Raw genomic sequence first — 22,486 nt, forward strand, 5'->3', positions numbered from 1 at the left:
GTGAATGATCCATCCGAAGCTGAAGATGCGTACCTGTTCCCCAGCGAGGAAGAGCGACAGGCCGCGAAGTGGGGATTCCGGATCGGTCTGTTCACCGGCTTCGCAATTGGTTTCGTTTGGACGTTGCTGATGCTCGTGCTGAGGAAGCAGCCATGAAGACCACCGACAAGATCTCGCTCGCGCTTCTGTCGTTCTTCGTGTGGATCGTGCTCCCGGCCCTCGGACTGTTCTTGATCCTTGATCGCTGGTTCGACCGGGGCGGGTTCTGGCACTTCCGGTAACGACGCACCGGCTCTCAGTCCCATATACGCGGAAGCGTGACACGAAAGGGCGCCCGATGAGTGATGAGACCAAACAGAAGTTGAAGACGTGGGGCCTGCGGGCGCTCGCCACCCTGATCCCGATCGTCCTCGGGATGATCGGCGGGAACCAGTTGACCCCGCCCAAAACGGTCGAGGTCGAGAAGCGGGTCGAGGTGCCGGTCAACGTCGGAACCCTCGACGAGTTCGAGGGCGTCCACCGCAACGGGTGGATCAACGACCCCGAGGCGGTGCGGCAAGCGGCCGAGGACATGCCGACGCTGCGATTCTCCCAGACCCCGGCCGGGCAGACGCGCGAGCTGCCCGCGGCCGTGTACCTCTGGCAAGCGCAAAAGAGGGTCACGGGCAAACCGACGCCCATGAAGGACCAGAACCCGACCGGGTCGTGCGTCGGGTTCGGCACCACGACCGCGATCGAGCGCACCCTCGCGGCCGATATCGCTCAGCGCAACGGCGACCCGTCCGAGTTCACCCTGTTCAGCGAGGAAGTGACTTACGCGGGCTCTCGGGTCGAGGTCAACGGGGGGAAGTGCCCGATCCGCCCGACGCGCCAGGACCCGAGCGGGGACGGGAGCAACGGGTCGTGGGCCGCGAAGTGGGCCACGAAATGGGGCATGGTCCCCAAGGGCAAGTACGGGAACCTGGACCTGACCGAGTACAGCGCGGCCCGGGCGCGCTCGTGGAACTACACCGGGGTGCCCGACGAGCTCGAACCGGTCGCGCGCAAGTTCCCGGTGAAGGACGCGACCCGGATCACGAACTGGGCGGACGCGAAGAAGGCCCTGGCCAACGGGTACGGGATCGCGATCTGCTCGACCCAAGGGTTCGGACGCCAGCGCGACGCGAACGGGGTCGCGACCCCCGGCCCGCGCTGGGGGCACTGCATGTGCCTGGACGGGTACCAGACCGACAGCGCCCACGAGTACGGGCACATCGAGAACAGTTGGTCCAAGACGAATTACCACATCGGCCCGGTCGGTTGGGGCGATCCGACCACCGCGGGGTTCTGGGCCGACTCTGAAGTGATCGACCGGATGCTCCGCGAGGGGGACTCGTGGGCGTACAGCGGGGCCGTCGGGTTCCCGCGGAAGAAGTTGCCCGTGGACTGGTTCGTGGAGCGGAAGCCGGCGCGTGACCGGCTCGACCTGTCCGCACTCAAACACGAGGTGCCACTGTCGTGGTGAAGACACTCCTGTTACGCGCCGCGGCACTCGCGGTGCTCGTTTCGGTCGCCGGCCCGTTGTTCGCCGGCGACGCCGATCTCGACCGCGAGCGTAAGGTGCGCGTCGCGCTGGCCCTGGCCGGCCAGTCGAAGCCCAAGCCGATCGCGGCCCCGGCGCCCAAGGAGAAGTCCCCGAAGACCGGGTGCGGATGCGTAACCGCCCCGGGCGGGGTCGGGACGTGCGGTCGTTACCAGTGCCCCGGGAACGGCGGGCGCGGGCCGTGCCCGTGCGAGAGCAAGAGCCCGACGAGCGATCTCGGTAAGGTCCGGGACGCGGTGGTTCGGGTGAGCTGCGGGAACGGGTCCGGGAGCGGCACCGTGGTGTGGTCCGAGGGCGGGCGCTCGGCCGTGCTGACCGCGGCCCACGTGCTCGGGACCGGGACCGACCCGCGCGTGCGCGGGAACGGGCGCTGGCACAAGGCCGAGGTACTCGGGCGCGACGACGCGGCGGACCTGGCCGTGCTCCTGGTCGCGGTCGAGCTCCCCGCGGTCCGGGTCGCGGAGGCGGACCCGCGCGCGGGCGACGACGTGCTCATGGTGGGGGTGACGAGCCTGTGGTCGAAGGGCCGCATCGTGGGCCTGGACACGTTCAACGGGAACGAGTGCTTCCTGTTCGGGTGCGACACCGGGGCCGACGACTACTCGGACAGCGGGGACTCGGGAGCCGGGGTGTTCGTGCGCGGCGAGTTGGTCGCGGTCCACTGCGGCAAAGTGTCCCAGGAGCGCACGCCCTACGGAACCGGCACCCGGCCCGTGCGCACCCTGCTCGCGCGCGTGCTCCGGCGCGACGGCTCGAAAGTGATCCCGGTCGCGACCGCACCGGTCTCGCTGCCGGCGACGATCCCGGCCGCGCCGGTGAGCGCGGCCCCGGCGTACTACTACCCGTCCCTCGGCGGATGTCCGAGCGGCGGGTGCTCGAACGGGAGCTGCCCGGCGCCGACAACCCGGCGCGGGCTCTTCCGGTAACCGTACACCCGACCGGGACACGTGCGCTGTGCAGTCGGGGGGCTGCATGACGGGCGGCGCGGCGGTCCCGGTCGGGCCGTTTCACCCCTTCAAAGGATCACGACATGAACAGTGCAGTTTTGGACCTGGTCGAGAAGGTGGCGGCGCGGGTGAAGGCCGGCAACCTGACCGCTGGGGACGGTGCCGCGTTCATCCGGCGAATTGTCCACGGCCCCGCGCTGGCGTTCGTTGTGAAGCTCACCCCGACGCCGCTCGATGATTTGGCCCTCGAATTGTTCCAAACGCTGATCCCTCAGTAACCTCGGCCACCAGGTCGAGTTCAAATAGAGCGGCCCGTGACATTGATGTCACGGGCCGTGTTCGTTGGCGGGGTTATTTCGGGAAGTCGTCTTTATCGATCTCGAATCGGTACAGGACTTTGATCTCTTTGCCGTCCACCTTGGTCGTCCCCGCAACGTACCAAAGCCCGGGAAGAGCCACGGGTGGGTTCTTCTTGTCCTTTGCGACCTTCAGAGGGGAGGCGACCAGGTACCTTGCAGCACCGTTTTGTTTCCCGCCGTTCTGCGGGTTCCGGATAAAAGTGCCTTCGACCATGACTCCGTTGGGAAGGGTTGAACTCGCTATGTAACTGCCCGGCGCAACCCAACCGACTGTGCCAATTGGTGCCGTATCGGTGACAACCTTGAAGGGCGTTCGACCGAATCGCCACGGTTCCTTCTTGAGCTCATCCAGCGCCTTCTGCGCCCTCGCTAATTCCTCTCGCCCTTCCTTTGCTGTGGCCGCGATCTTCGATTTCGTTTTTGCATCATCGACCACGTTCACCAACCTGCCCCGTTCCTTTGCGTAAGCTGGCTGCCACTGCGTGACCCATTCCTCGCGTTTCTTGGGGGAGAGGTCCGGGGGAAGTTCATCATCGGCCTTTGCTGACGACGAGAGACAGAAAGAAGCAACAAGGAATGCGGCACGCAGCATGGCCAAATCCCGGAGAAAAGTTTCGTGGTAATCCTACCCCGAAACCCCTCCCGAGTACGCAATATGGCCGTAGAATTACCCCCAAACTACCCGACCGTCAGGGGTGGCCGAAGTGTGCGAAAACGCTTGAAAATCAGGCAAATTGGCTTGAAAACACCTATTCATCTGTTCGCCTTCTAAGCGGGTGGTTGTGGGTTCAAGTCCCGCCGGGTGTACTGACCGAAAACCCTTTCGCCGAAGCAGTTTCTGCTTACCCCGGTCTGTGCCGGGTGCGGCTTCCGAACGATGGTTTTGTGGAACCGCTCCACAAAACGATTGAGGAACCGTCCAATGGCACGACCACGCAACCTGACTCCCACCTACGCCCCGCACAAACAATCCGGCCAAGGGCGGCTCATCTGGACCGACACGGCTGGTGTTCGTCACGAAAAGTTGCTGCCCGGCGAGTACGGCAGCGAAGAGTCACTCGCAGCAAAAGCGCGTTTGGAACTGGTACTCGCGACCAGCCCGACGCGCAACGCCGTCGATTCTAACGACATCACCGTAGCCGAGCTGATGGCCGCGTACCTCGTGTGCGCAACGCGCTACTACGTTGATGCCGAAGGTAAGTCGACGAAGGAACTCGGCAACATGAAAACCGCAATCAGGCCCGTGCGCGAACTGTACGCCGATCTTCCCGCAGCAGAATTCGGGCCACGGACACTCGCGGCTGCTCGGCAACGCATGGTCGATTCGGGCTGGTGCCGCTCGCTCGTGAATCACCAGATCAACCGCATCCGCCGCGCAATGAAGTGGGCCGCGAGCGAGGAACTTATTCCAGTAACCATCCACGAGGCACTTCGCACACTTTCGGGCTTGCGCCGCGGGCGCACCGAAGCAAAAGTCGAAAACCAGTCGGGGTGTTGTGCTGTGCCGGCAACATCCTCTACCAGTTTGTTAGTGATAAACGAGCACGAGCCCGCCCAACCCGGTTCGGACGTTCACACCGACCTGGCCGCCCTACTCCACAAGTACGATGTGAACGAGTTCGCAGCGAGCGTCCGCGTTTACGCGGTCAAGGGGCAGGGCAGCGCATGATGCGGCGACTGGTGGCCGAATTGTTTGGCACGTTCGCACTGGTGTTCGCGGGCACCGGAGCAATCGTAGTCAACGCGATGAGTGGCGGGCAGGTCACCCACGTCGGTGTCGCGCTGACGTTCGGGCTGATCGTGTTGGCGATGGTGTACGCGGTGGGTGATGTGTCGGGCGCGCACTTGAACCCGGCGGTAACGGTCGGGTTCACAGTTGCGGGGCGCTTCCCGGCGCGGGAGGTACTGCCCTACGTCCTTGCCCAGTGTGCCGGGGCGCTCCTGGCAAGCAGCGCACTGCGGTTCCTGTTCCCCGAGAACACGAATTTGGGCACCACCGTTCCGGCGGGCACCGCCCTTCAGTCGTTCGTTTTCGAGGTGATCCTGACGCTCTTGCTCATGTTCGTTGCCCTGTCGGTTGCGACCGGCGCGAAAGAGCGCGGGCTTCTCGCTGGGGTCGCGGTCGGGGCGGTGGTAGCCCTCGAAGCTCTGTTCGCCGGACCGGTGTGTGGTGCGAGTATGAATCCGGCTCGGTCCCTGGCCCCGGCCCTAATATCCGGGCACCTCGGGCACCTTTGGGTGTACCTCACCGCGCCCGTGCTTGGAGCGTGTTCGGCAGTGGTCGTGTGTCGGTGTATTCACGGCGCGGGGTGCTGTACCCGCGCGAACGAGGAGTGTAAGTTGTGAGCGAACCAATCCCGAAAAAGCGCGTCCTGTTCGTGTGCGTCGAGAACTCGAACAGGAGCCAAATGGCCGAGGCGTTCGCTCGAATGCACGGTGGCGACACGGTCGAGGCGCATTCCGCCGGAAGCCGTCCCTCCGGCCGAGTGAATCCGCGTGCGATTCAGTTCATGGCCGAGCGCGGGTACGATCTCACCAAGCACGAATCTAAAAGGCCGTCTAGAAAGCTAGGATTTCACCGCCTTGGGCGGTCTCCTCAGTAGGTCATCGTCCTTGTTCTTGTCGGGCAAGCCGAACCGCGACATGCGATGGATCATGGCGATGTAGATCCATGCCTCGCTGCTCTTGGTGTTGTGCTCATAATCCTTGGACAGGCGCCGGTACCGGCCGAACCAGCCGAACGTGCGCTCCACGATCCATCGCCACTTGTGGACCTCGAATGTGGTCTGACCGGGGCGCCCGGTGACCACCTCCAGTACCCACCGCGCGTGCCCCTTGATCCACTCGCCCAGGGCGCTCGCCCGGTAGTTCGCGTCGGCCCACACCTTGGCCAACCGGGGCATCGTCTTCCCGACCTTCTCGAACACCTTCACCGCCCCGTCCCAGTCGGTCGGGGCCGCGGGAAGAACGACCAAACCCCAGATCAGCCCGAGCGTGTCCACGAGCACGTGGCGCTTGCGCCCGGACACCTTCTTGCCCGCGTCGTACCCCTTCGGGCCGCCGGCCTCGGTCGTCTTCACCGACTGGCTGTCGATGATCCCGGCACTCGGAGTTGGTTCCCTTCCGCCGCACACCCGGATCTCGGACCGCAGGGCGTTATGTACCTGCTCCCACACCCCCGCATCGCGCCACGTGTAGAAGTAGTAGCTGACCGTCTTCCACGGCGGGAAGTCGTGCGGCAGCATGCGCCACGTACACCCGCCCCGGGCCAGGTACAGGGCCGCGTTCACCACCTCACGTACCGGGTACGTGCGCGGACGACCGGTCTTCCCATTACCCTGCGGGAACAGGTGCCCGATGTTGTCCCACTGAAGGTCCGTCAGGTCGCTCGGGTAGCGCTCGCGAGTGCTCATACCCGAATGGTAACGACCACCCCAAACGGCTCCCGGGACCGCTTTCTAGACGGCCTTTAAGCCCCTCGATCAATTCGACGGAACCGACGTGGACGTGGCGGTGACGATGGGCTGCGGGGACTCGTGCCCGCTGGTCCGCGCGAAGGTGCGCGAGGAATGGAACATCCCTGATCCCAAGGAACTCCCCGATGACGATTTTCGCAAGGTCCGCGACCTGATCGAACAAAAGGTGACGAGCCTTCTCGCGCAACCGATCAGATGAAACCCGTTCGAGCGCCGAATGCGTGGGTACTCGTGTTCTGAGGTACGCCGTGAGAGCGCCTACCTCAACTTCTCGGCCAGTTCCAATCGGCGCCGGGCCTGCATGAAGGCGCTGAGCATGAAGCGCCCGATGTCGTCCCGGCGCTCGGCGTATTTCGCGGACTCGAACGGCGCGCCATCGAACGCCTTCGGATCGAGGTACAACACGGGGATACGGGTACCGGCCCCCGTCACCCGTGGGCACGCCGTTTCTGCCTCACTGCAGACTAAGAGCGCCGCGAACCCGTCCTTTGGGTTATGCGCGTCGGTGTAGACCTTCGAGAATTCGGTCGTCTCCAATCCCTTTCCCCATTGCACGCGATACACCGGATTCACTGCACCTCCCTTGCCGCGCGGAGCCTCTTTCCCGGTCGGCTCGATCTCGACGCCGATCTCCTTGAGGGTCGCAATAGTCCGCGGGTTGATCGCGTCCGGGGTCGTTCCCCCACTGTAGAAGCGAACGTTGGGGAACCCGTAGTACGCGGCCGCAACGTTTCCCATCGTCGCGCCCAACATGCTGCGCCGGGTGTTCCCAGTACAGATAACGACGACGCCCAGTGGCTTGTCGGTCCGGTAGTTCTTCACCACCCAATCGACCAGTTCGCCCCCGGCCTTCCCGTGGGCCTCTTCGATCATGTCGAACTGCGTCGCGAGTAGTTCCGCGTGCCCCCGGGTCTTTGCGTTCATGTCTTTGCGCGACTGGGGGATTTTGTCGCGCACGAGTTGTTCCATCTTTTCCACCGAGATCGCGGTTCCGTCGCCAGCGAGCGCACGAAACGTGGCTCGATCGAAGAAATCCCCCGCGACCTCCCAGGACAACTGCGGGGACTTACCCAGAGCCGAAATGAGCGCCGCCTTCAGTTGGCGGTCCCGGCCGGGGTGCAACGATTCCGGCGAGGCGAACTGGTGCGCGAACGACAGTGCCGTTGCGACGGCGTTACCGGTCTTGGGCGCGGGTTTGGGTTGTTCGTGTCGAGCCGCTGAGTAAGTGACCGGAAACAAGTGGATCGCGACAACCAGACCGAAGCACGGGCCGAACATGCCGGGTCTCCATGATAAACGAACTGTAACCTTGACCCATATTGGACGCACCAACGTGCGCGTTACAACTGAATTCGGGTCGCTCGATCCACGGTCTATGGTGCGCGCGACCTGCAATAAAATACTTTCACCTGGCCGCGAATGCGGCGCATCTCGAATAAAATGGCTCGCGGCACACCGCACAGATCTGGGTTATGGTTACGGTTTAATACACCGGGCTTTTACTGGCGGTCACACCAAATTCACCAACGGCCGGCACGTTGCAAAAGGTGGCAGAAACGGTTTTAGTTCTCACGCACTGTTAGAAGCGGCTCGCGACGTGATTGACGATGACCGAGCCAATGTGTGCCGCCAAAAACGGGTTCCCGCTGGCCGGGACGGAGTGAGGTGAAGATCGGTCGGAGCACTCCCAAGTCCGCGCTGACTCATTCGCTCGAATTCGATGGCACATTTTGCCTCCCGTGCAAGCTCGTCGTGGTGTGTCGCTGCCACATGCACCCGGGGAAGGCGCCCAGTCGGCGCCTCCCCCGACCCGGCCGAATTCGCGGAGTGAGGGACATGGCAAAGGGACGTGAGAGCGGGATGCCGGACGCGGAATATTGGGCCACGTTCTTCAACCCGGCCTGCATTGTGTCCAAGCTCGACTGTGGCGGGACCGGGGACGTGATCGAGTTCGGGTGTGGGTATGGGTTGTTCACCATCCCGGCCGCGGCCGCGGCCCTGGGTGTTGTGTACGCGATTGACATCGACCCGGAAATGGTCGCGGCTACATCCACACGCGCCGACGAAGCCGGGCAAAAAAACGTGGTCGCGTACCTGCGGGATTTTTTAGCGGACGGGTGCGGGCGCCCCGACGCCAGCGCGGGGCACGTGATGCTGTACAACATCCTGCACATTGAGGAGCCGCTGCGTTTGCTCCGCGAAGCGCGCCGCGTGCTGGCCCCGGGCGGGACGCTCGGGATCATCCACTGGAAGCACGACCCGGCAACACCACGTGGCCCTTCGCTCGAGATCCGCCCGACCGCCAAACAGTGCCGGGCATGGGCGGAAGATGTGGGATTCGAGTTCGTTCGAGACGAAGACTTGTGCTGTTGCTCGTGGCACTGGGGATTAGTCGTGAAGCGGCCCCTTGAGCAGACGTCGGGTTAAAAGCAATACCTCGCAGCGTTTCGGCTGACGCACCACTTGGGAGAAATGTCACGAACGGCGCTTCGCATCCGAGCACTACGGGCGAACTCGGCTTCTTTGCCTCTGCCCGCTGAGCGGAACCGAGTCGCGCTTTCTAAGTTTCGGCCAGTGCGTCACATCGAAAAACTCCGGTGCTCCAGACGAATGGCAACTCAATATGTCTGATGACTAAACAACATGGCATTATTCATTTCGACGCCTGCGTGCCAGTCGCGATTTCCCGTTGATTCGACAGTTAGGTTCGCTTACTGTATTCGTCACCTCCCAACTGAGGATTTCTTCCCACTTCCGGAGTTGCTGGCATGAAGGTGTTTCGCCTTGGGGTCGCCGCAGTGCTGCTTGCCGTGGGCAACGCGCGTGCGGCGGATGATAAGCCCGTCCCGGCTACCCCGATCGTCCCACCGAATCCGGCCGAGAAGTTCGAGACCACGCACAAGGTCATCGCCTCGATCGATGTGAAGGGCGAGAAGGGGCACACCCTCCAAACGATCTGCCTCGACAGCAAGGGCCGCGTGGTCGGGCTGGTCGCGCCACCCAAGCCCTACGGCGCGCCCCCGAAGGGCCAAACGGCCGAGATCCACCTGTTCGACGCGGACGGCAAACCGGCGAAGAACTGGAAGGTGCCGTTCCACGCGACCGCGGTGAACTGCGGTCCGGACGGGATGATCTACGTTGCCGGCGACAGCAAACTCGCGAAGTTCGACGCGGACGGTAAACAGGTCGGCGAGACCGTCGAGTTACCGCACCTCGCGGCCATCCTCAAAGACGCTGACGCCCTCAAGAAGAAGGCCGACGTGCAACTGAAGAAGGAAAAGGAGCAGATGGTCCAGGCGTATGCCAACGCCAAGAAGTCCATCACCGAGCAGCTCAAGAAGCTCGAAGAGAAGAAGGAAGAGGACCGCACCAAAACCGAGGTGCGCCAGATCGAGCAGTTCAAGAGCATCATCAAGCAGTACGACCAGATCGAGACCCAGTACAAGAACCGCACCGTGGACCAGGTCATCGAGGAGATGACCGGGCGGATGCGGGTCGCCAACGGCATGGCCGTGTCCGAGAAGGACGTGTTCGTGGCGTGCGGCGACGTGGGTTACGGGTACGCCGTGTGGCGCTTCACCAAGGAACTGAAGGAACCGAAGCAGGTGCTCAGCGAGATCGGCGGGTGCTGCGGGCAGATGGACATCCAGTGCCACGGCCCGGACGTGCTGGTCGCGGAGAACACCAAGCACCAGTTCGCCCGCTACGACCGCGACGGGAAGAAGATCGGGTCGTTCGGCAAGCGCGGGGAGGACACCGACCCGAAGTGCTTCGGCGGGTGCTGCAACCCGATGAACATCCGCGCCAACGGCGTGGGGGACATCTACACGGCCGAGAGCGAGGGCGTCATCAAGCGCTTCGGGCCGAGCGGCGAGTTCATCGAGACGGCGGGCGTGGTCAAGCTCACCGGCGGGTGCAAGAATGTCGCGGTGGCCGTTTCCGAGGACGGCAAGAAATTGTTCTTCTGCGACCTACCGGGGTCCAAGTTCCACATTCTCGAAAAGAAGGCGAAGTAACTTCGCCCGTTCCCCGCGCGTCACTCGACGCGCGGGGTTCTTTTATTTCCCGACGACACCTCTTTGGGGGCGAACCGATGGCCGAGAACCTGAACCGCCGTGAGGCGCTCGCCGCGGCCGCACTTTCACTGACCGTTTTTCCGGTGCTCGCGGTCGACAAGCCCGGAGAAAAGCCCGCCGAGAAGCCGGTGGCGATCCCCGAGCACGCGCTGGTCGCGCTCGTGATGGACCCGCTGTCCGCTCAACTGTCGTGCCCGTGCGTGAACGGGTACGGTCAGCGCGATTACGACAAGCTCGGCAAGTTCCTGGCGGACAAGATCGGGCGCGCGGTTGCCGTGGTGTACGGCGAGAGCCTGGCCGGGGCACTGAAGAAGTCCTCGGGCAAGGCGCACCTCGTGATCGGCAAAGATTCCGTCGTGCGCACCACCGCGCCCGGTAACAAACTCGCGGTCACGTACCTCGCGGCTCTCACGGGCAAGGACGGAAAGATCACCCAGACCGGGCTCGTCTGCGTTGCGGCGACCGACAAAGCGGTTACAGCGGTCGATCTGAAGGAACACACGATCTATTTCGGGAACCCCGCAGCCGAGGAGAAGAGCGCCGCGGCAGTGAAGGCGCTCAAGGATTTCGGCCTCGAAGTTCCCGCCAAGCTCGACACGTGCGCGACCTGCTCCGAGGGCGCCACCAAGGTCGTCGAGGAGACGAAGGCGGGTAAGAAGGCCGCGGCCGTGATCTCGTCCTACGCGCACCCGCTACTCGAAGGGTGCGGGACCATCAAGAAAGGCGAGCTGCGGGTGATCGCCGAAACGGAACCGGTGCCGTTTATCGCCGCGTTCGCGACGGACAGCCTCGCCCCCGCCGATCGCGACGCGGTAAAGGCCGCACTGTTGGAAGTCGGGAAGAACAAGGATCTCTGCACGGCGATCGAGACGAAAGAGGGGTTCATCGAGCCGGCTAAAAAAAAGTAACCGGTAACCCGGATTGGGCTCAGTGGCGCGGGCCGGACCGTGACGGTCGGCTCGCGTGGCTTCCCGACAAACTCTCCAACAAATCCGAACCCGTCTGGGAATCCGTTCTAACCGCCCCCGGATTGGGGGGCGTCGCGGCCACTTCCGAATACGTTTTGGTTTCTGACCGCGAACTCAACGACACCGTGGACGTGTTCCGCTGCCTCAAAGCCGCGGACGGCAAGGAAGCGTGGGCACACCGCACCCCGGCGATCGGGAATCTGGATTACGGTAACTCCCCGCGCGCCACGCCCCTCATTTCCAACGATCGCGCGTACCTCCTGGGTGCGTTCGGCGACCTCGCGTGTGTCGAGATGGGGAGCGGTAAATCGGTTTGGGCGCTCAACGTGCGCGACGAGTTCGACGCGACCGACGAGCGCAAGTGGGGCGTGTGCGATTCGCCGCTCATCGTCGACGGCAAACTGATCGTCGCCCCCGGGGGTAAGGACGCGGCCCTCGTCGCGCTCGATCCCAAAACCGGCAAGCCCGTGTGGAAGGCGCCCGGGAAGCCCGCGGGCTACGGCTCGTTTATCGCCGCAAGGCTCGGCGGGGTGCTCCAGATCGTCGGTCACGACGCCGAGACGCTCGGGGGGTGGGACGCGAAGACCGGCACGCGCCTGTGGACCGTGAAACCGGAGCGCCGCGGGGACTTCAACGTGCCCACGCCCATCGTGATCGGTGACAAGTTGTTCGTGACCACCGAGAACAATGGGGCGCGGTTGTTCGCGTTCAAAGCGGACGGGGTGATCGACCCGAAGCCCGTCGCAACAAGCAAGAAACTCGCGCCGGACACGCACACGCCGGTCATCGCGGGCTCCCGCGTGTTCGGCGTGTGGAACCGGCTGTACTGCTTGAGCCTTAAGGACGGGCTCAAGGAGCTTTACGACGAGAGCACCACGGCGTTCTCCGGATACTGCGCTGCGGTGGCGACCGACTCACGGGTTCTCGTGGTGCCGCGCTCGGGTGAACTGATCCTGCTCGACGCAACGACCGACGAGTACACGGAACTCGGTCGCCTCGCCGCGTTCGGAAAAGACGAAAAGGGTGTGTACGCGCATCCCGCGTTCGTTGGTACCCGCGTGTACGTGCGCGGGAACAATTCGGTACGGTGTCTGGAGTTGGGGTGACGCTTCGCAATCGCGGGGAATTCCCTGCGTCGTGGATTCACGGCTGAACCCGTACCGTTTCGAGTTTCTACCGGATTTGCCGGCGCCCCTTGGTTCGTGCGTTTGCGGGCTCGCGGCGGGAAGTGAACCGCAGCGGTTCCCGTTTCTTCAGGCCGACGGGTGTTCCGCTCTCAATTGGGCGGGCCGTGCTTTAAGAGCGCCGAGGCGCGGACGGTAATATACCATCGACCTATCGCGCATCGTGGCACTCGCGCCACGAACCGTGCTCGGTTCCACAACAGAGAAAACACCCCCGGTTCACTCGTTAAGGAGATCGCAATGAACTCGCGTAATCTGCTACTCGCTTCGGGGGCGCTGCTCGCCCTTGCTCCGCTTGCGAACGGCGACGACTGGCCCCAGTGGATGGGACCGAAGCGCGACAACGTGTGGCGCGAAACCGGGATCATCGAGAAATTCCCGGCGGGCGGGCCGAAGGTTCTCTGGCGCGCGCCCGTCGCGGCCGGGTACAGCGGCCCGGCGGTCGCGGGCGGGAAGGTGTACGTCACCGATCGGGTGCTCGCGAAGGGGTCTGAAAACCCCGCCGACCCGTTCGATACCAAGAAAAAGATCGACAGCACCGAGCGCGTGCTGTGCCTGGACGAGAAGACCGGCAAGGAACTGTGGAAGCACGAGTACCCGTGCGCCTACCAGATCAGCTACCCCGCCGGGCCGCGGTGTACGCCGCTGGTGAGCGACGGTAAGGTCTACACGCTCGGCGCGATGGGCGACCTCTACTGCCTGGACGCCGCTTCCGGCAAGGAACTGTGGAAGTGCGACTTCAAGGCCGCGTACAAGTCCAAGCCCGCGATCTGGGGGTTCGCCGCGCACCCGATCCTCGACGGCAAGAAGCTCATCACGCTGGTGGGTGGAGAGGGCGCCCACGTGGTCGCGTTCGACAAGGACACGGGTAAGGAACTGTGGAAGGCCGGAGACGACAAGGAGATCGGGTACGCTCCGCCGCTGTTCACCGAGGCCGGCGGGGTGCGGCAGATGATCGTCGCGGCCCCGAAGTCCGTGTACGCGGTCGATCCGGAGACGGGCAAACAACTGTGGACCACACCGTACAACGCGACCAGCACGTCCATCATTATGACGCCCGTGCGGAGCGGGGACCACGTGTTCGTTGGCGGCTACCAGACCAAGAACCTGATGCTCAAGTTGACCGCGGACAAGCCGGGCGTGGAAGTGGTGTTCAAGGACAAGAAGGGCGCCGGGCTGTCCCCCGTGAACGTGCAACCGTTCGTGCAGGACGGCGTCGTCTACGGGCACGACGAGGGCGGCGCGCTCCGGGCCGTCGAGGTGCCCAGTGGGAAGCGGCTCTGGGACTCACCCGGCCCGCTCGCCAGCGATCCCAAGGGTTCCGACACGTCCTTCATCGTGAAGAACGGGGACCGCTTCTTCTTCTTCAACGAGAGCGGCGAGCTGGTGATCGGGAAGCTCACGCCGAAAGAGTACGAAGAGGTAGACCGCGCGAAGGTGATCGAGCAGACCGGCGCCGCGTTCGGGCGCAAGGTCGTGTGGTGTGCCCCGGCGTTCGCCGACAAGAGGATGTTCGTCCGCAACGACAAAGAAATCATTTGCGTCGACTTGGCTGCAAAGTAGGGACAGGTCGAAATGGGGCTGCTGGCGCTGGTACTCATCCAGCGCCTTGCCGTACTTCGGGTAGGCGTCCACTGCTCAATTGAGTCTCGCCTTTCCTGTTCACCGAGTTCTGAGAGTAACACGCGAAGTATCCACAGTGGGCACCGGGAGAAAAGCACTGCGACCTGGGAACGGCCCTGGGCCGCAGTACTTTTTGTGTCCCGAGCATATCCCCCCAGCCTCGACGCCCTTCGATCCACAACCCGTCGCCTCCTCACAGTGGGTTTCAGGAGTTTAACTTCCTGGTCAGTGCCCATCCATTCGCCTAGCCAACACGTTTGCCTTCGGCGCTTGGCCACAACACCAGACCATGATTGCGTTGTTCCACAGTATTCCGCAGAACGTTTTGGAAACTCCACAAATCCAAGCACTTCCTCGCAACGAATGTTGACCCGTGCAATGCGGGGCGATATCCTTCAAACTCTAGAAAACGTAGTCGTTCGGAGCGCTTTTAAGGAAATTTTCGGTCTCTCTTCTAAGCGGGTGGTTGTGGGTTCAAGTCCCGCCGGGTGTACTGAGCTTTCACTTCTTCTCTTCGCGGATCGGGATTTCGTGGCACTTAACCAGTGAGCGGACACTTGGTTGCCGAACAGCACTCAACCACACAAGCCACGCCTCGCGATTTACCCTTCACGGAACCGTAACTCGTCGGTCCACGTCGCTACCTTTCGCAGCCAAATACTGATTTCTGTGAAAATACCTGCGTTGTCACAAAACGTCCCGATCGTTCGTCCTTGGTGCCGGATAGTGGAAAGCCACCCGTTCAAAAACACGCGACGGAGGTAAAGACATGCTTCGCACAGCTCTGGTTCTGGGAGCGGGAATCGTTTTGGGAACCGGCGGTATCAACGCCGCACGGCACGACGAGCCGAAACACACGTCGGTCAAAGTGCTGGCGGCGCGGGACATCACCGAAAAACTCGACGGTAAGGAAGCGAAAGCGACGGCGGTGGAGGTAACACTGGAACCGGGTCAGGGCAGCGCCCCGCACCGGCACCCCGGCCCCGCGTTCGGCTACGTGCTGGAAGGCGAATACGAGTGGGCCATTGACGACCAACCGGCCAAGATTTTGAAAGCGGGCGAGACGTTTTACGAACCGGTCGGGTGCCTGCACCGGGTGTCGAAGAACCCCGGCAAGGTGAAGACCCGCGTGCTGGCCTGGGTACTGCACCCGCGGGACGCCAAGGATCTCGTCGTCCCCGAATCCAAGAAATAATCCGAGCCCCACCCGCTGTGAACTAGCGCCATGCCGGTGATCGAACGAATTGCCGAACTCGATCCAGAAGTGCGCGAAGCGATTACTGCGCCGCTCGACACTTTCAGCCGCGAGCGAGGGTTCGTTTGGCAACCGGAACCATTGGCGCTCGCCCTTCGTGACGACGAGGGGCGCATCGCCGGGGGAGCGATCGGGGAGACGAATTGGGGCTGGCTGCACATCCGGATTCTCGCCGTTTCGGAAGCACTTCGAGGCCAGGATTGGGGCAGTCGTCTAATTCGTGAATTGGAACGATTAGCGATGGAGCGCGAGTGTCATCACGCCTGGGTGGACACGTTCAGCTTTCAAGCGCGCCCGTTCTACGAACGACTCGGGTATCGCGTTTTCGGCACCCTGCCCGACTACCCAGTTGGTCACGAGCGGTACTTCCTGTCCAAGTCTTTGCTTCCGAGCGCGTCGGCACCGGCGATCTGATACTCCTTTGCCGTCGTGAATAATGTCGTTACGCCCCCGACGTTGATGTGCCACCACCAGCCTGTGCGGGCTGATTGATTGCCACAGTTGAGACATATCAAACAAGTGATCGTGGTGACAAACAACACACAAGGAACTCAACAATGAAAGTCGTAATTATCGGCGGGAGCGGGCTGATCGGGAAAAAGCTGGCGGTCCTCCTCCGCGAGCGCGGGCACAACGCCGTGTCCGCGTCCCCGTCGTCCGGTGTCAATACCCTCACCGGCGAAGGGTTGGCCGAAGCACTGACAGGTGCAGACGTCGTTGTGGACGTCTCGAACTCGCCGTCGTTCGCGGACGCCGCGGTGATGGAGTTCTTCGTCACTTCGACGCGGAACCTGCTCGCGGCGGAAGCTGCGGCCGGTGTGAAGCACCACGTCGCCCTTTCTGTCGTAGGTGCCGACCGTCTGCCCGATAGCGGTTACATGCGAGCAAAGCTCGCCCAGGAACAACTAATCGAAGCGGGTCGAGTGCCGTACACGATCGTCCGGGCCACGCAGTTCTTCGAGTTCCTCGGTGGGATCGCCGGGGCGGGTTCAGCGGATGATGTTGTCCGTCTTCCGACGGCCCCGATGCAGCCACTCGCGGCCGACGATGTGGCCACCGCCTTGGCCGATGTCACCGTGACAACGCCGGCAAACGTGATGATTGAACTGGCCGGTCCCGAGGCGTTGTCCATTGCCGATTTCGTGGGACGATACCTGACCGCGACCGGGGACAAGCGGACCGTGGTCGCCGACCCGAACGCGCGCTACTTTGGTGCCGCACTGGATAACCGCGGGCTCGCCCCCGGAGCGAACCCGCGCACCGGACCAACGCGGTTCGCGGACTGGCTCAATCGCGCTGAGTTGAAGAAGTGAGCGACACTGCTTTCGGAGTTACTTCCTGATGTAGAAGCGGCTGCGGTGTGCAAAAGAGATGCGCCCCACGTGCCCTTTTTGCACACCACGCAGAGATTTCCCTTCCACTTCCCCTCTAAGCTTTGCGGCACCATTCTTCCGTGATTTACGGTCGGCCGAGTTCCCCCCGAATACTCATCAGCGACCAGCTTCGTTAGCACGACGAATCGGCCTGTTCCCGAACAGGCAACTCCAGGGCATCTGCTAAGTCGGCGCGGCTCAGGAGCCACCACAACTCCACAATTCTGCGACGTGCGCCTCGGCAGAAAAATGCCTTCAACCGTGATTGACAACAAAATTTGTCAAGGCTACCATCCTCCTCATGCTCGACGTCCAAGTTATTGATGATCCGGCGGCCGCGACGGTGGCCCTGGAGCCCATGCGGAGTCGGCTCCTGTCTGAGCTAGTCGCGCCCGCTTCGGCGGCGACACTGGCCACGCGGGTCGGTCTGGCTCGGCAGAAGGTCAACTACCACCTGCACGCGCTGGAGGCGCACGGGCTGGTACGGCTGGCCCAAGAACGCAAGTGGGGCGGGCTGACGGAACGGTTGCTCGTAGCGACGGCGGCTTCCTACGTTGTTTCGCCCAGCGCCCTCGGCCCGGTCGCCGCTGATCCGAACCGGAAAATCGATCGACTGTCCGCGAGCTATCTCATCGCCCTGGGCGCGCGGGTCGTCCGCGAGGTGGGCGACCTTGTTCGTCGCGCGAACGAGGCAGAGAAACGCTTGGCGACCCTGGCGATGGACACCGAAATTCGCTTCCGGTCACCGACGGACCGGGCCGCGTTCACAAGCGAACTTGCCGAAGCCATCACGAAACTCGTTGCGAAGTATCACGATGAATCCGCCCCCGGCGGCCGCGCGCATCGCCTGGTGGTCGTAGCGCACCCTCTGCCACAGAAATCCGATCCCAAGGAACCGTCATGAGCGTGAAGAAAGAAGCCTCCGGGCGCCGTTCGGTCCAGGTCGAAATCGAGCTTCCCGGCACGCCGGAGGAAGTCTGGCAGGCCATCGCCACCGGGCCGGGTATTTCGTCCTGGTTCTTGCCGGCCGAGTTCGAGGAGCTCGACGGTAAACCCGTCGCGGTGAAGTTGAACTTCGGTCCGGGCATGGAGATCAGTTCCGCAGTAACGGCCTGGGATCCGCCCCGGGTGTTCGCCACGGAAGCCAACGGATTGGTCCCCGGCTCGCCACCGATCGCGAACGAGTGGACCGTCGAAGCACGCGGGGGAGGCACCTGCACCCTCCGCATTGTCCAAAGCCTTTTCGCCAGTACGGACGATTGGGACGACCAACTGGAAGGCGCGAAATCCGGATTGGCCAGTTTCTTGAGCATCCTGCGGATCTATCTCACACACTTCCGCGGCCAGCGCTCGGCGATGATGAAGTGGATGGTTTCCGCCGCGGGTACAGAAGCGGAGGCTTGGGAAGCGCTGACGGCGGCACTGGGGCTGCAAGGCATGAGTGTCGGGCAGCGCGGGACGGCGCCCGCGGGTGTCCCGGCGCTCGGCGGCGTAGTGGAGTACGTCACGCAGAATCCATACGACGCCCTGCTGCGGCTCGACAAACCAGGACCGGGCGTCGCCGCCCTTGGCGCCGTCAACTTCGGCGGCCCGAGCATGGTCGCGCTGAACGTCTACCTTTACGGGGATCGGGCGGCCGGAACCGTCGCCCACGAGACAGCACTCTGGGATGCGTGGTTCCAGAAACACTTCCCGATGCCCAACGAAGTCGAGCAAGAGCGAATGACCGCGTAGCGCTGTTCGCGCGAGTTACCGCGCCTTCTTGTCGATTCCGCGCAGGCTATTTCCCGATGCAGAAGCGCGAAAAGATACGGTCGAGCAGATCGTTGGTGTAGACTGCCCCGGTCATCTCACTGAGGGGCTCAATAGCCCCACGCAGTGCGAGCGCGAGCAGTTCCGGAGTGTCGTTGTTTGCGGCTAGTGCATGTGCCTCGCGCAAGTGTTCGAGGCACGCAATCACGTGATGTCGGCACCGGCTCTGACTCGGCGCCAGAGCCGGTCGCGTAAGCGATGTGACGGTATCGTGTAGCGCCGAGTGAAGATCGTTAAGACCACCGAAAGCAAGAACGGAAACACTAATCGCGTTGATGCCCTTTGAGAGTGATCCGGGTAGCAAATCACTCTTCGTTCGCACTTTGAGAATGCTCGCCCCGGTCGCGAGTAAGCGCCTCTCGTCGGCAGTGTCGAAGGTACCGCTCTCATCGCACCAAACGATCACGTCCGCGCGGTTCGTTTGCTCGCTACCGAGTTTCTGGGCCTGGTCTTCGATCGTGTCGGAGGCTCCTTGCCAGCCCGCCGTGTCGATCAGTTCAATTGTCACGCCCCCAACAGTAACGAGCTGCGTGAGGTAGTCGCGCGTAGTTCCCGGAGTCGGGCTGACGAGAGCCACCGCGCCCGTGAGAGCGTTGAACAAACTGCTCTTTCCCGCGTTCGGTAACCCCACAAGGGCCACGCGAACCGGGCGCCCGGATACGGTTCGGTCGTCGAGCTGCTTTTGCACCGTTTCGAGCAGATCAATCGCACCTTGAACGCGCGCGAGCAGTTCCGTCCGACCAACGAACTCGATGTCTTCGTCCGCGAAATCGAGCGCGGCTTCGATGTCGGCGAGGAGGTTCAGCAGATCGTCGCGAAGCACATTGAGAGGTTGTGATACCCCACCAGCGAGTTGCGCGAGAGCGGCGGTCAGGTCCGCGTCGGTACCGGCCTCGATTACAGCTTGCACTGCTTCGGCTTGAGGAAGATCCTTCTTGCCCGCGAGGAATGCCCGCATCGTGAACTCACCCGCGCGCGCTGGTCGAGCGCCGGCCGCGAGCAAGTCCGCAACGAGGCGCTCAACAAGTGGCGGGGAACCAACCGTATGCAGTTCCGCGAGGTCTTGCCCGGTGTACGACTTGGGACCGGCGAAGAAATACAGCGATGCAGGAAGTGGGGAATGTACACCACTGAGTTGAAGGGCGCCGGGAACAACGCGCCGGGGGAAACCTACCCCCCCGTCCCCCCTCCCTGAAGGGAAGGGGGCGGAAACCACCCGCTCGTTAACACTCGCGGTTCGCCCAGAGACGTCCAGCACCTGCTCCCCCTTCCCTTCAGGGAGGGGGGACGGGGGGGTAGGTTCAGACAACCCCTCCCCAACCCCTCCCCTAAGCGGAGAGGGGCTTAAAACCAGCGCGGATTGTTTCGTGTCTGCTGTATTTGGTTCTGTTCCCCCTTCCTTCCTAGGGAAGGGGGTTAGGGGGTTAGGTTCCGCCGCAAACACCGCTCCAATCACCGCGCGCGTGGCCGGCCCGCTGACACGAACAATCGCTCGCGCGGCGGGTCCATTCGCCGACGATACGGCCACGATGGTGTCTTCGGGGTGAGGCGCGACGGTCGCGGTGAGGCTCATCCGAACGCTCCACTAAATCCGGCGCAGAGCATCCACGCCAGCACCGCCCCCGGGCAAATCACGAGGGAACCGACAAGCAAATTGTAGCGCCCGCGTGGGCTGAGCGGACCGCTGCCGAATGCGGCGTTGAAGAAGAAGTACAGTGCAACAAACCAAACCGGCGGGAACGCCAAGCCGATCCATGCAATGAAAAGCAGGCTACGAGCATAATCCTCTCGCGAGCGCGGCGCCCGTTCCTCGGTCGAAGTCGGGGATGCGACTGGTAGGACCAGCGACTCTGGCATGGGTAAGGCTTTCGGTTTTGGCAACTCGTCCTGCTCTTCCGCGCCGGCCGCTTCCGCTTCAGCGGCCAAAGCCTCCTCGTCCACTGGTTCGTCCGGTTCGTCGCTCCCGAGTGCCTGTTCCAGCACTGCGAGCGCGCGGTCCGCGTCCTCTTCGAGAACTTGCACCTTGATTCCACCAACCGCGTTTGACAGCAGCCAATCCATCGCGACGATCGCTTCGTCGGTAATGACCGCCTTGATTCCGGCAGCATCCAGTGCATTTCTCGCGATGTGCGCCTGACCGGCTAGATCGAACCTGGCAATCGTGACGAGTCGTCCCGCCATTGTGCGCCCTCGGTGTTCTTCTCGTTTCGCTTCGTACACCGACAATAGCCGAACGATCGAGGTTCGTACAGGAGCCGATAGATGACTGCCTCTGAAGCCTATGCCGAACTGGTGCGCCGGTCCAAAGAACTCGGCGTTCTCAACTCGTGTGCCGGGGTACTGAACTGGGACCACCAGACCTACATGCCGCGCAACGGCGGCGCGCTCCGCGGTGAGCAGATGGCGTTCCTCGCCAGCCTCTCGCACCAGAAGTTTACAGACCCCAAAGTCGGCGAACTGCTCAGCGCGGTCGAAGCGTCTGACCTCGTGCGCGATCCCGAGTCCGATGCCGGGGCTAATGTGCGCGAGTTGCGCCGCGGGTACGACCGCGCGACCAAGATCCCGCAAGCGCTCGTCGAGGAACTCGCCCGCGTCACCACACAAGCGCAACAGGTCTGGGAACAGGCCAAGAAGAAAAACGATTACCCCAGCTTCCGCCCACTGCTGGAGCAGGTCGTCAAACTCAAGCGCGAAGAGGCGAATGCGGTCGGCTTCAAAGAGCACCCGTACAACGCGCTCATTGAGGAATACGAACCGGGAACCACCGTCGCGGAATTGAAAACCCTGTTCGCGGGGCTAACGGCCGAACTCGCGCCGCTCGTGCGAAAGATCGTCGCGTCCCCGAAACAGCCCGACAAGAGCGTGTTGGAGCGCGAGTTCCCCATCGACCGACAAAAGGTATTCGCCGAAGCCGCCGCGGTCGCGATCGGGTTCGACTTCCACTCCGGGCGCCTCGACACCACCGCGCACCCGTTCTGCTCCGGGTTCGGCCCCGGCGATTGCCGCATTACCACGCGATACAACCCGCGGTTCTTCAACGAAGCGTTCTTCGGCGTGCTCCACGAAACCGGGCACGCGATGTACGAGCAGAACCTCCCGGCCGACCACTTCGGCACGCCGCTCGGGGTCGCGTGCTCGTTCGGCATTCACGAATCGCAGTCGCGCTTGTGGGAGAACCAGGTCGGGCGCGGGCGCCCCTTCTGGGATCACTTCTACCCGCGGCTCCAACAGACGTTCCCCTCTGCACTGACGGATGTGTCGAAAGACGCCTTCTACTTCGCGATCAACGACGTCCGGCCGTCGCTCATTCGCGTCGAAGCGGACGAGGCGACTTACAACCTCCACATCGCGCTGCGGTTCGAGTTGGAACTCGCGCTCCTGTCCGGCGATCTGACAACTGGCGACCTTCCGGGCGCGTGGGCCGAGCGGTTTGAAGCACTGTTGGGATTAAAAGTTCCTGATGACGCTCGCGGGTGCCTCCAGGACATTCACTGGAGTTTTGGTGGCATCGGATATTTCCCGACGTACACGCTCGGCAATCTGTACGCGGCCCAATTGATGGATGCGGTTCGGCGCGAATTTGGAGACGGCATCGAAGAGGATTTCCGGCGCGGGGACTTCACACGACTCAAAGGGTGGCTGAACCAGCACGTCCACCGACACGGTCAGCGCTACCGGGCCGGTGAATTGTGCCAGCGCGCGACCGGCGCTCCGCTCTCGCCCAAACCATTCCTGTCGTACCTGAATGAAAAGTTCAGTGCGCTGTATGGGGTGTGCTAGGGTTCTTTAACCCAATCGCCGGCCCTCGCCGGCGACTCTGATGCACCCGCT

25 protein-coding genes are annotated in these 22,486 nt (G+C 63.0%); 20 read left to right on the forward strand and 5 right to left on the reverse strand.

The window, feature by feature from the left end; translation table 11 throughout:
- The 5 genes from VT84_RS39345 (at position 1) to VT84_RS36565 (ending at position 2,807) form a co-directional block, all read left to right on the forward strand.
- Entirely contained in the window at positions 1-156 is a 156-nt protein-coding gene (locus tag VT84_RS39345) for a hypothetical protein (RefSeq protein WP_157470257.1), read from the forward strand.
- Positions 153-281 (forward strand): hypothetical protein, encoded by a 129-nt coding sequence (locus VT84_RS41910; protein WP_255359528.1) that lies wholly within the window; start codon positions 153-155, stop codon positions 279-281. The genes VT84_RS39345 and VT84_RS41910 overlap by 4 nt, the downstream gene beginning before the upstream one ends.
- A 56-nt stretch (positions 282-337) precedes the next feature.
- Positions 338-1,504, forward strand: coding sequence for a hypothetical protein (locus VT84_RS36555; RefSeq protein WP_082843019.1), 1,167 nt, complete (start codon positions 338-340; stop codon positions 1,502-1,504).
- A complete protein-coding gene (locus tag VT84_RS36560) occupies positions 1,498-2,508 on the forward strand; it encodes a serine protease (protein ID WP_082843020.1) in 1,011 nt (336 codons plus the stop codon). The genes VT84_RS36555 and VT84_RS36560 overlap by 7 nt, the downstream gene beginning before the upstream one ends.
- A 104-nt stretch (positions 2,509-2,612) precedes the next feature.
- Positions 2,613-2,807, forward strand: coding sequence for a hypothetical protein (locus tag VT84_RS36565; protein WP_082843021.1), 195 nt, complete (start codon positions 2,613-2,615; stop codon positions 2,805-2,807).
- A 73-nt stretch (positions 2,808-2,880) separates the two neighbouring features.
- Here VT84_RS36565 and VT84_RS36570 read toward each other — a convergent pair whose 3' ends face one another.
- A complete protein-coding gene (locus VT84_RS36570; RefSeq protein WP_157470260.1) occupies positions 2,881-3,480 on the reverse strand; it encodes a hypothetical protein in 600 nt (199 codons plus the stop codon).
- Between the two features lie 330 nt (positions 3,481-3,810).
- On the opposite strand from VT84_RS36570, the gene VT84_RS36575 reads away from it, so the two are divergent.
- The 3 genes from VT84_RS36575 to VT84_RS41915 are packed head-to-tail and all read left to right on the forward strand — an operon-like array spanning position 3,811 to position 5,491.
- Complete coding sequence (locus VT84_RS36575) at positions 3,811-4,557, forward strand: hypothetical protein (RefSeq protein ID WP_052549826.1); 747 nt, start codon at positions 3,811-3,813, stop codon at positions 4,555-4,557.
- A complete protein-coding gene (locus VT84_RS36580; protein ID WP_204249684.1) occupies positions 4,554-5,234 on the forward strand; it encodes an MIP/aquaporin family protein in 681 nt (226 codons plus the stop codon). The genes VT84_RS36575 and VT84_RS36580 overlap by 4 nt, the downstream gene beginning before the upstream one ends.
- Before the next feature lie 32 nt (positions 5,235-5,266).
- Complete coding sequence (locus tag VT84_RS41915; protein ID WP_410000413.1) at positions 5,267-5,491, forward strand: hypothetical protein; 225 nt, start codon at positions 5,267-5,269, stop codon at positions 5,489-5,491.
- Here the strand turns inward: VT84_RS41915 and VT84_RS36590 are convergent.
- Complete coding sequence (locus tag VT84_RS36590; protein ID WP_239465478.1) at positions 5,456-6,301, reverse strand: IS5 family transposase; 846 nt, start codon at positions 6,299-6,301, stop codon at positions 5,456-5,458. The genes VT84_RS41915 and VT84_RS36590 overlap by 36 nt on opposite strands.
- A gap of 88 nt (positions 6,302-6,389) precedes the next feature.
- Between VT84_RS36590 and VT84_RS39350 the strand changes: the two genes are divergently transcribed.
- Complete coding sequence (locus tag VT84_RS39350; protein WP_204249685.1) at positions 6,390-6,563, forward strand: hypothetical protein; 174 nt, start codon at positions 6,390-6,392, stop codon at positions 6,561-6,563.
- Positions 6,564-6,622: 59 nt separating this feature from the next.
- Here VT84_RS39350 and VT84_RS36595 read toward each other — a convergent pair whose 3' ends face one another.
- The gene (locus VT84_RS36595) at positions 6,623-7,642 is read right to left on the reverse strand and encodes a hypothetical protein (RefSeq protein ID WP_082843023.1); all 1,020 of its coding nucleotides are present in this window, start codon (positions 7,640-7,642) and stop codon (positions 6,623-6,625) included.
- Between the two features lie 558 nt (positions 7,643-8,200).
- Between VT84_RS36595 and VT84_RS36600 the strand changes: the two genes are divergently transcribed.
- The 10 genes from VT84_RS36600 to VT84_RS36645 all read left to right on the forward strand — a co-directional run bounded on the left by VT84_RS36600 (position 8,201) and on the right by VT84_RS36645 (position 18,577).
- The gene (locus VT84_RS36600; RefSeq protein ID WP_082843024.1) at positions 8,201-8,791 is read left to right on the forward strand and encodes a class I SAM-dependent methyltransferase; all 591 of its coding nucleotides are present in this window, start codon (positions 8,201-8,203) and stop codon (positions 8,789-8,791) included.
- A 341-nt stretch (positions 8,792-9,132) separates the two neighbouring features.
- Positions 9,133-10,380, forward strand: coding sequence for a hypothetical protein (locus tag VT84_RS36605; RefSeq protein ID WP_082843025.1), 1,248 nt, complete (start codon positions 9,133-9,135; stop codon positions 10,378-10,380).
- Between the two features lie 77 nt (positions 10,381-10,457).
- Positions 10,458-11,348, forward strand: coding sequence for a PhnD/SsuA/transferrin family substrate-binding protein (locus tag VT84_RS36610; protein WP_082843026.1), 891 nt, complete (start codon positions 10,458-10,460; stop codon positions 11,346-11,348).
- A gap of 155 nt (positions 11,349-11,503) precedes the next feature.
- Entirely contained in the window at positions 11,504-12,514 is a 1,011-nt protein-coding gene (locus tag VT84_RS36615) for a PQQ-binding-like beta-propeller repeat protein (protein ID WP_162271966.1), read from the forward strand.
- Between the two features lie 318 nt (positions 12,515-12,832).
- Complete coding sequence (locus VT84_RS36620) at positions 12,833-14,155, forward strand: PQQ-binding-like beta-propeller repeat protein (protein WP_082843028.1); 1,323 nt, start codon at positions 12,833-12,835, stop codon at positions 14,153-14,155.
- Positions 14,156-14,984: 829 nt separating this feature from the next.
- Positions 14,985-15,410 (forward strand): cupin domain-containing protein, encoded by a 426-nt coding sequence (locus tag VT84_RS36625; protein ID WP_082843029.1) that lies wholly within the window; start codon positions 14,985-14,987, stop codon positions 15,408-15,410.
- A 30-nt stretch (positions 15,411-15,440) separates the two neighbouring features.
- Positions 15,441-15,884 (forward strand): GNAT family N-acetyltransferase, encoded by a 444-nt coding sequence (locus VT84_RS36630; protein WP_082843030.1) that lies wholly within the window; start codon positions 15,441-15,443, stop codon positions 15,882-15,884.
- A 143-nt stretch (positions 15,885-16,027) separates the two neighbouring features.
- The gene (locus VT84_RS36635; RefSeq protein ID WP_082843031.1) at positions 16,028-16,783 is read left to right on the forward strand and encodes an SDR family oxidoreductase; all 756 of its coding nucleotides are present in this window, start codon (positions 16,028-16,030) and stop codon (positions 16,781-16,783) included.
- 361 nt (positions 16,784-17,144) lie between these two features.
- The gene (locus tag VT84_RS36640) at positions 17,145-17,747 is read left to right on the forward strand and encodes a winged helix-turn-helix domain-containing protein (RefSeq protein WP_052549803.1); all 603 of its coding nucleotides are present in this window, start codon (positions 17,145-17,147) and stop codon (positions 17,745-17,747) included.
- Positions 17,744-18,577, forward strand: coding sequence for an SRPBCC family protein (locus VT84_RS36645; RefSeq protein WP_052549801.1), 834 nt, complete (start codon positions 17,744-17,746; stop codon positions 18,575-18,577). Before VT84_RS36640 ends, VT84_RS36645 begins: the two co-directional genes overlap by 4 nt.
- A gap of 46 nt (positions 18,578-18,623) precedes the next feature.
- Here VT84_RS36645 and VT84_RS41920 read toward each other — a convergent pair whose 3' ends face one another.
- A complete protein-coding gene (locus VT84_RS41920) occupies positions 18,624-20,228 on the reverse strand; it encodes a tRNA modification GTPase (RefSeq protein WP_157470263.1) in 1,605 nt (534 codons plus the stop codon).
- On the reverse strand, positions 20,225-20,836 hold the full coding sequence (locus VT84_RS36655; RefSeq protein ID WP_052549798.1) for a putative signal transducing protein: 612 nt from the start codon (positions 20,834-20,836) through the stop codon (positions 20,225-20,227). The genes VT84_RS41920 and VT84_RS36655 overlap by 4 nt, the downstream gene beginning before the upstream one ends.
- 81 nt (positions 20,837-20,917) lie before the next feature.
- On the opposite strand from VT84_RS36655, the gene VT84_RS36660 reads away from it, so the two are divergent.
- Positions 20,918-22,435, forward strand: a complete 1,518-nt coding sequence (locus tag VT84_RS36660; protein ID WP_052549796.1) for a carboxypeptidase M32 — start codon at positions 20,918-20,920, stop codon at positions 22,433-22,435.
- The last annotated feature ends 51 nt before the right edge of the window (positions 22,436-22,486 follow it).

Origin of the sequence: Gemmata sp. SH-PL17, from assembly GCF_001610855.1 — a bacterium.
In the GTDB taxonomy this organism is placed as follows: Bacteria; Planctomycetota; Planctomycetia; order Gemmatales; family Gemmataceae; genus Gemmata; species Gemmata massiliana.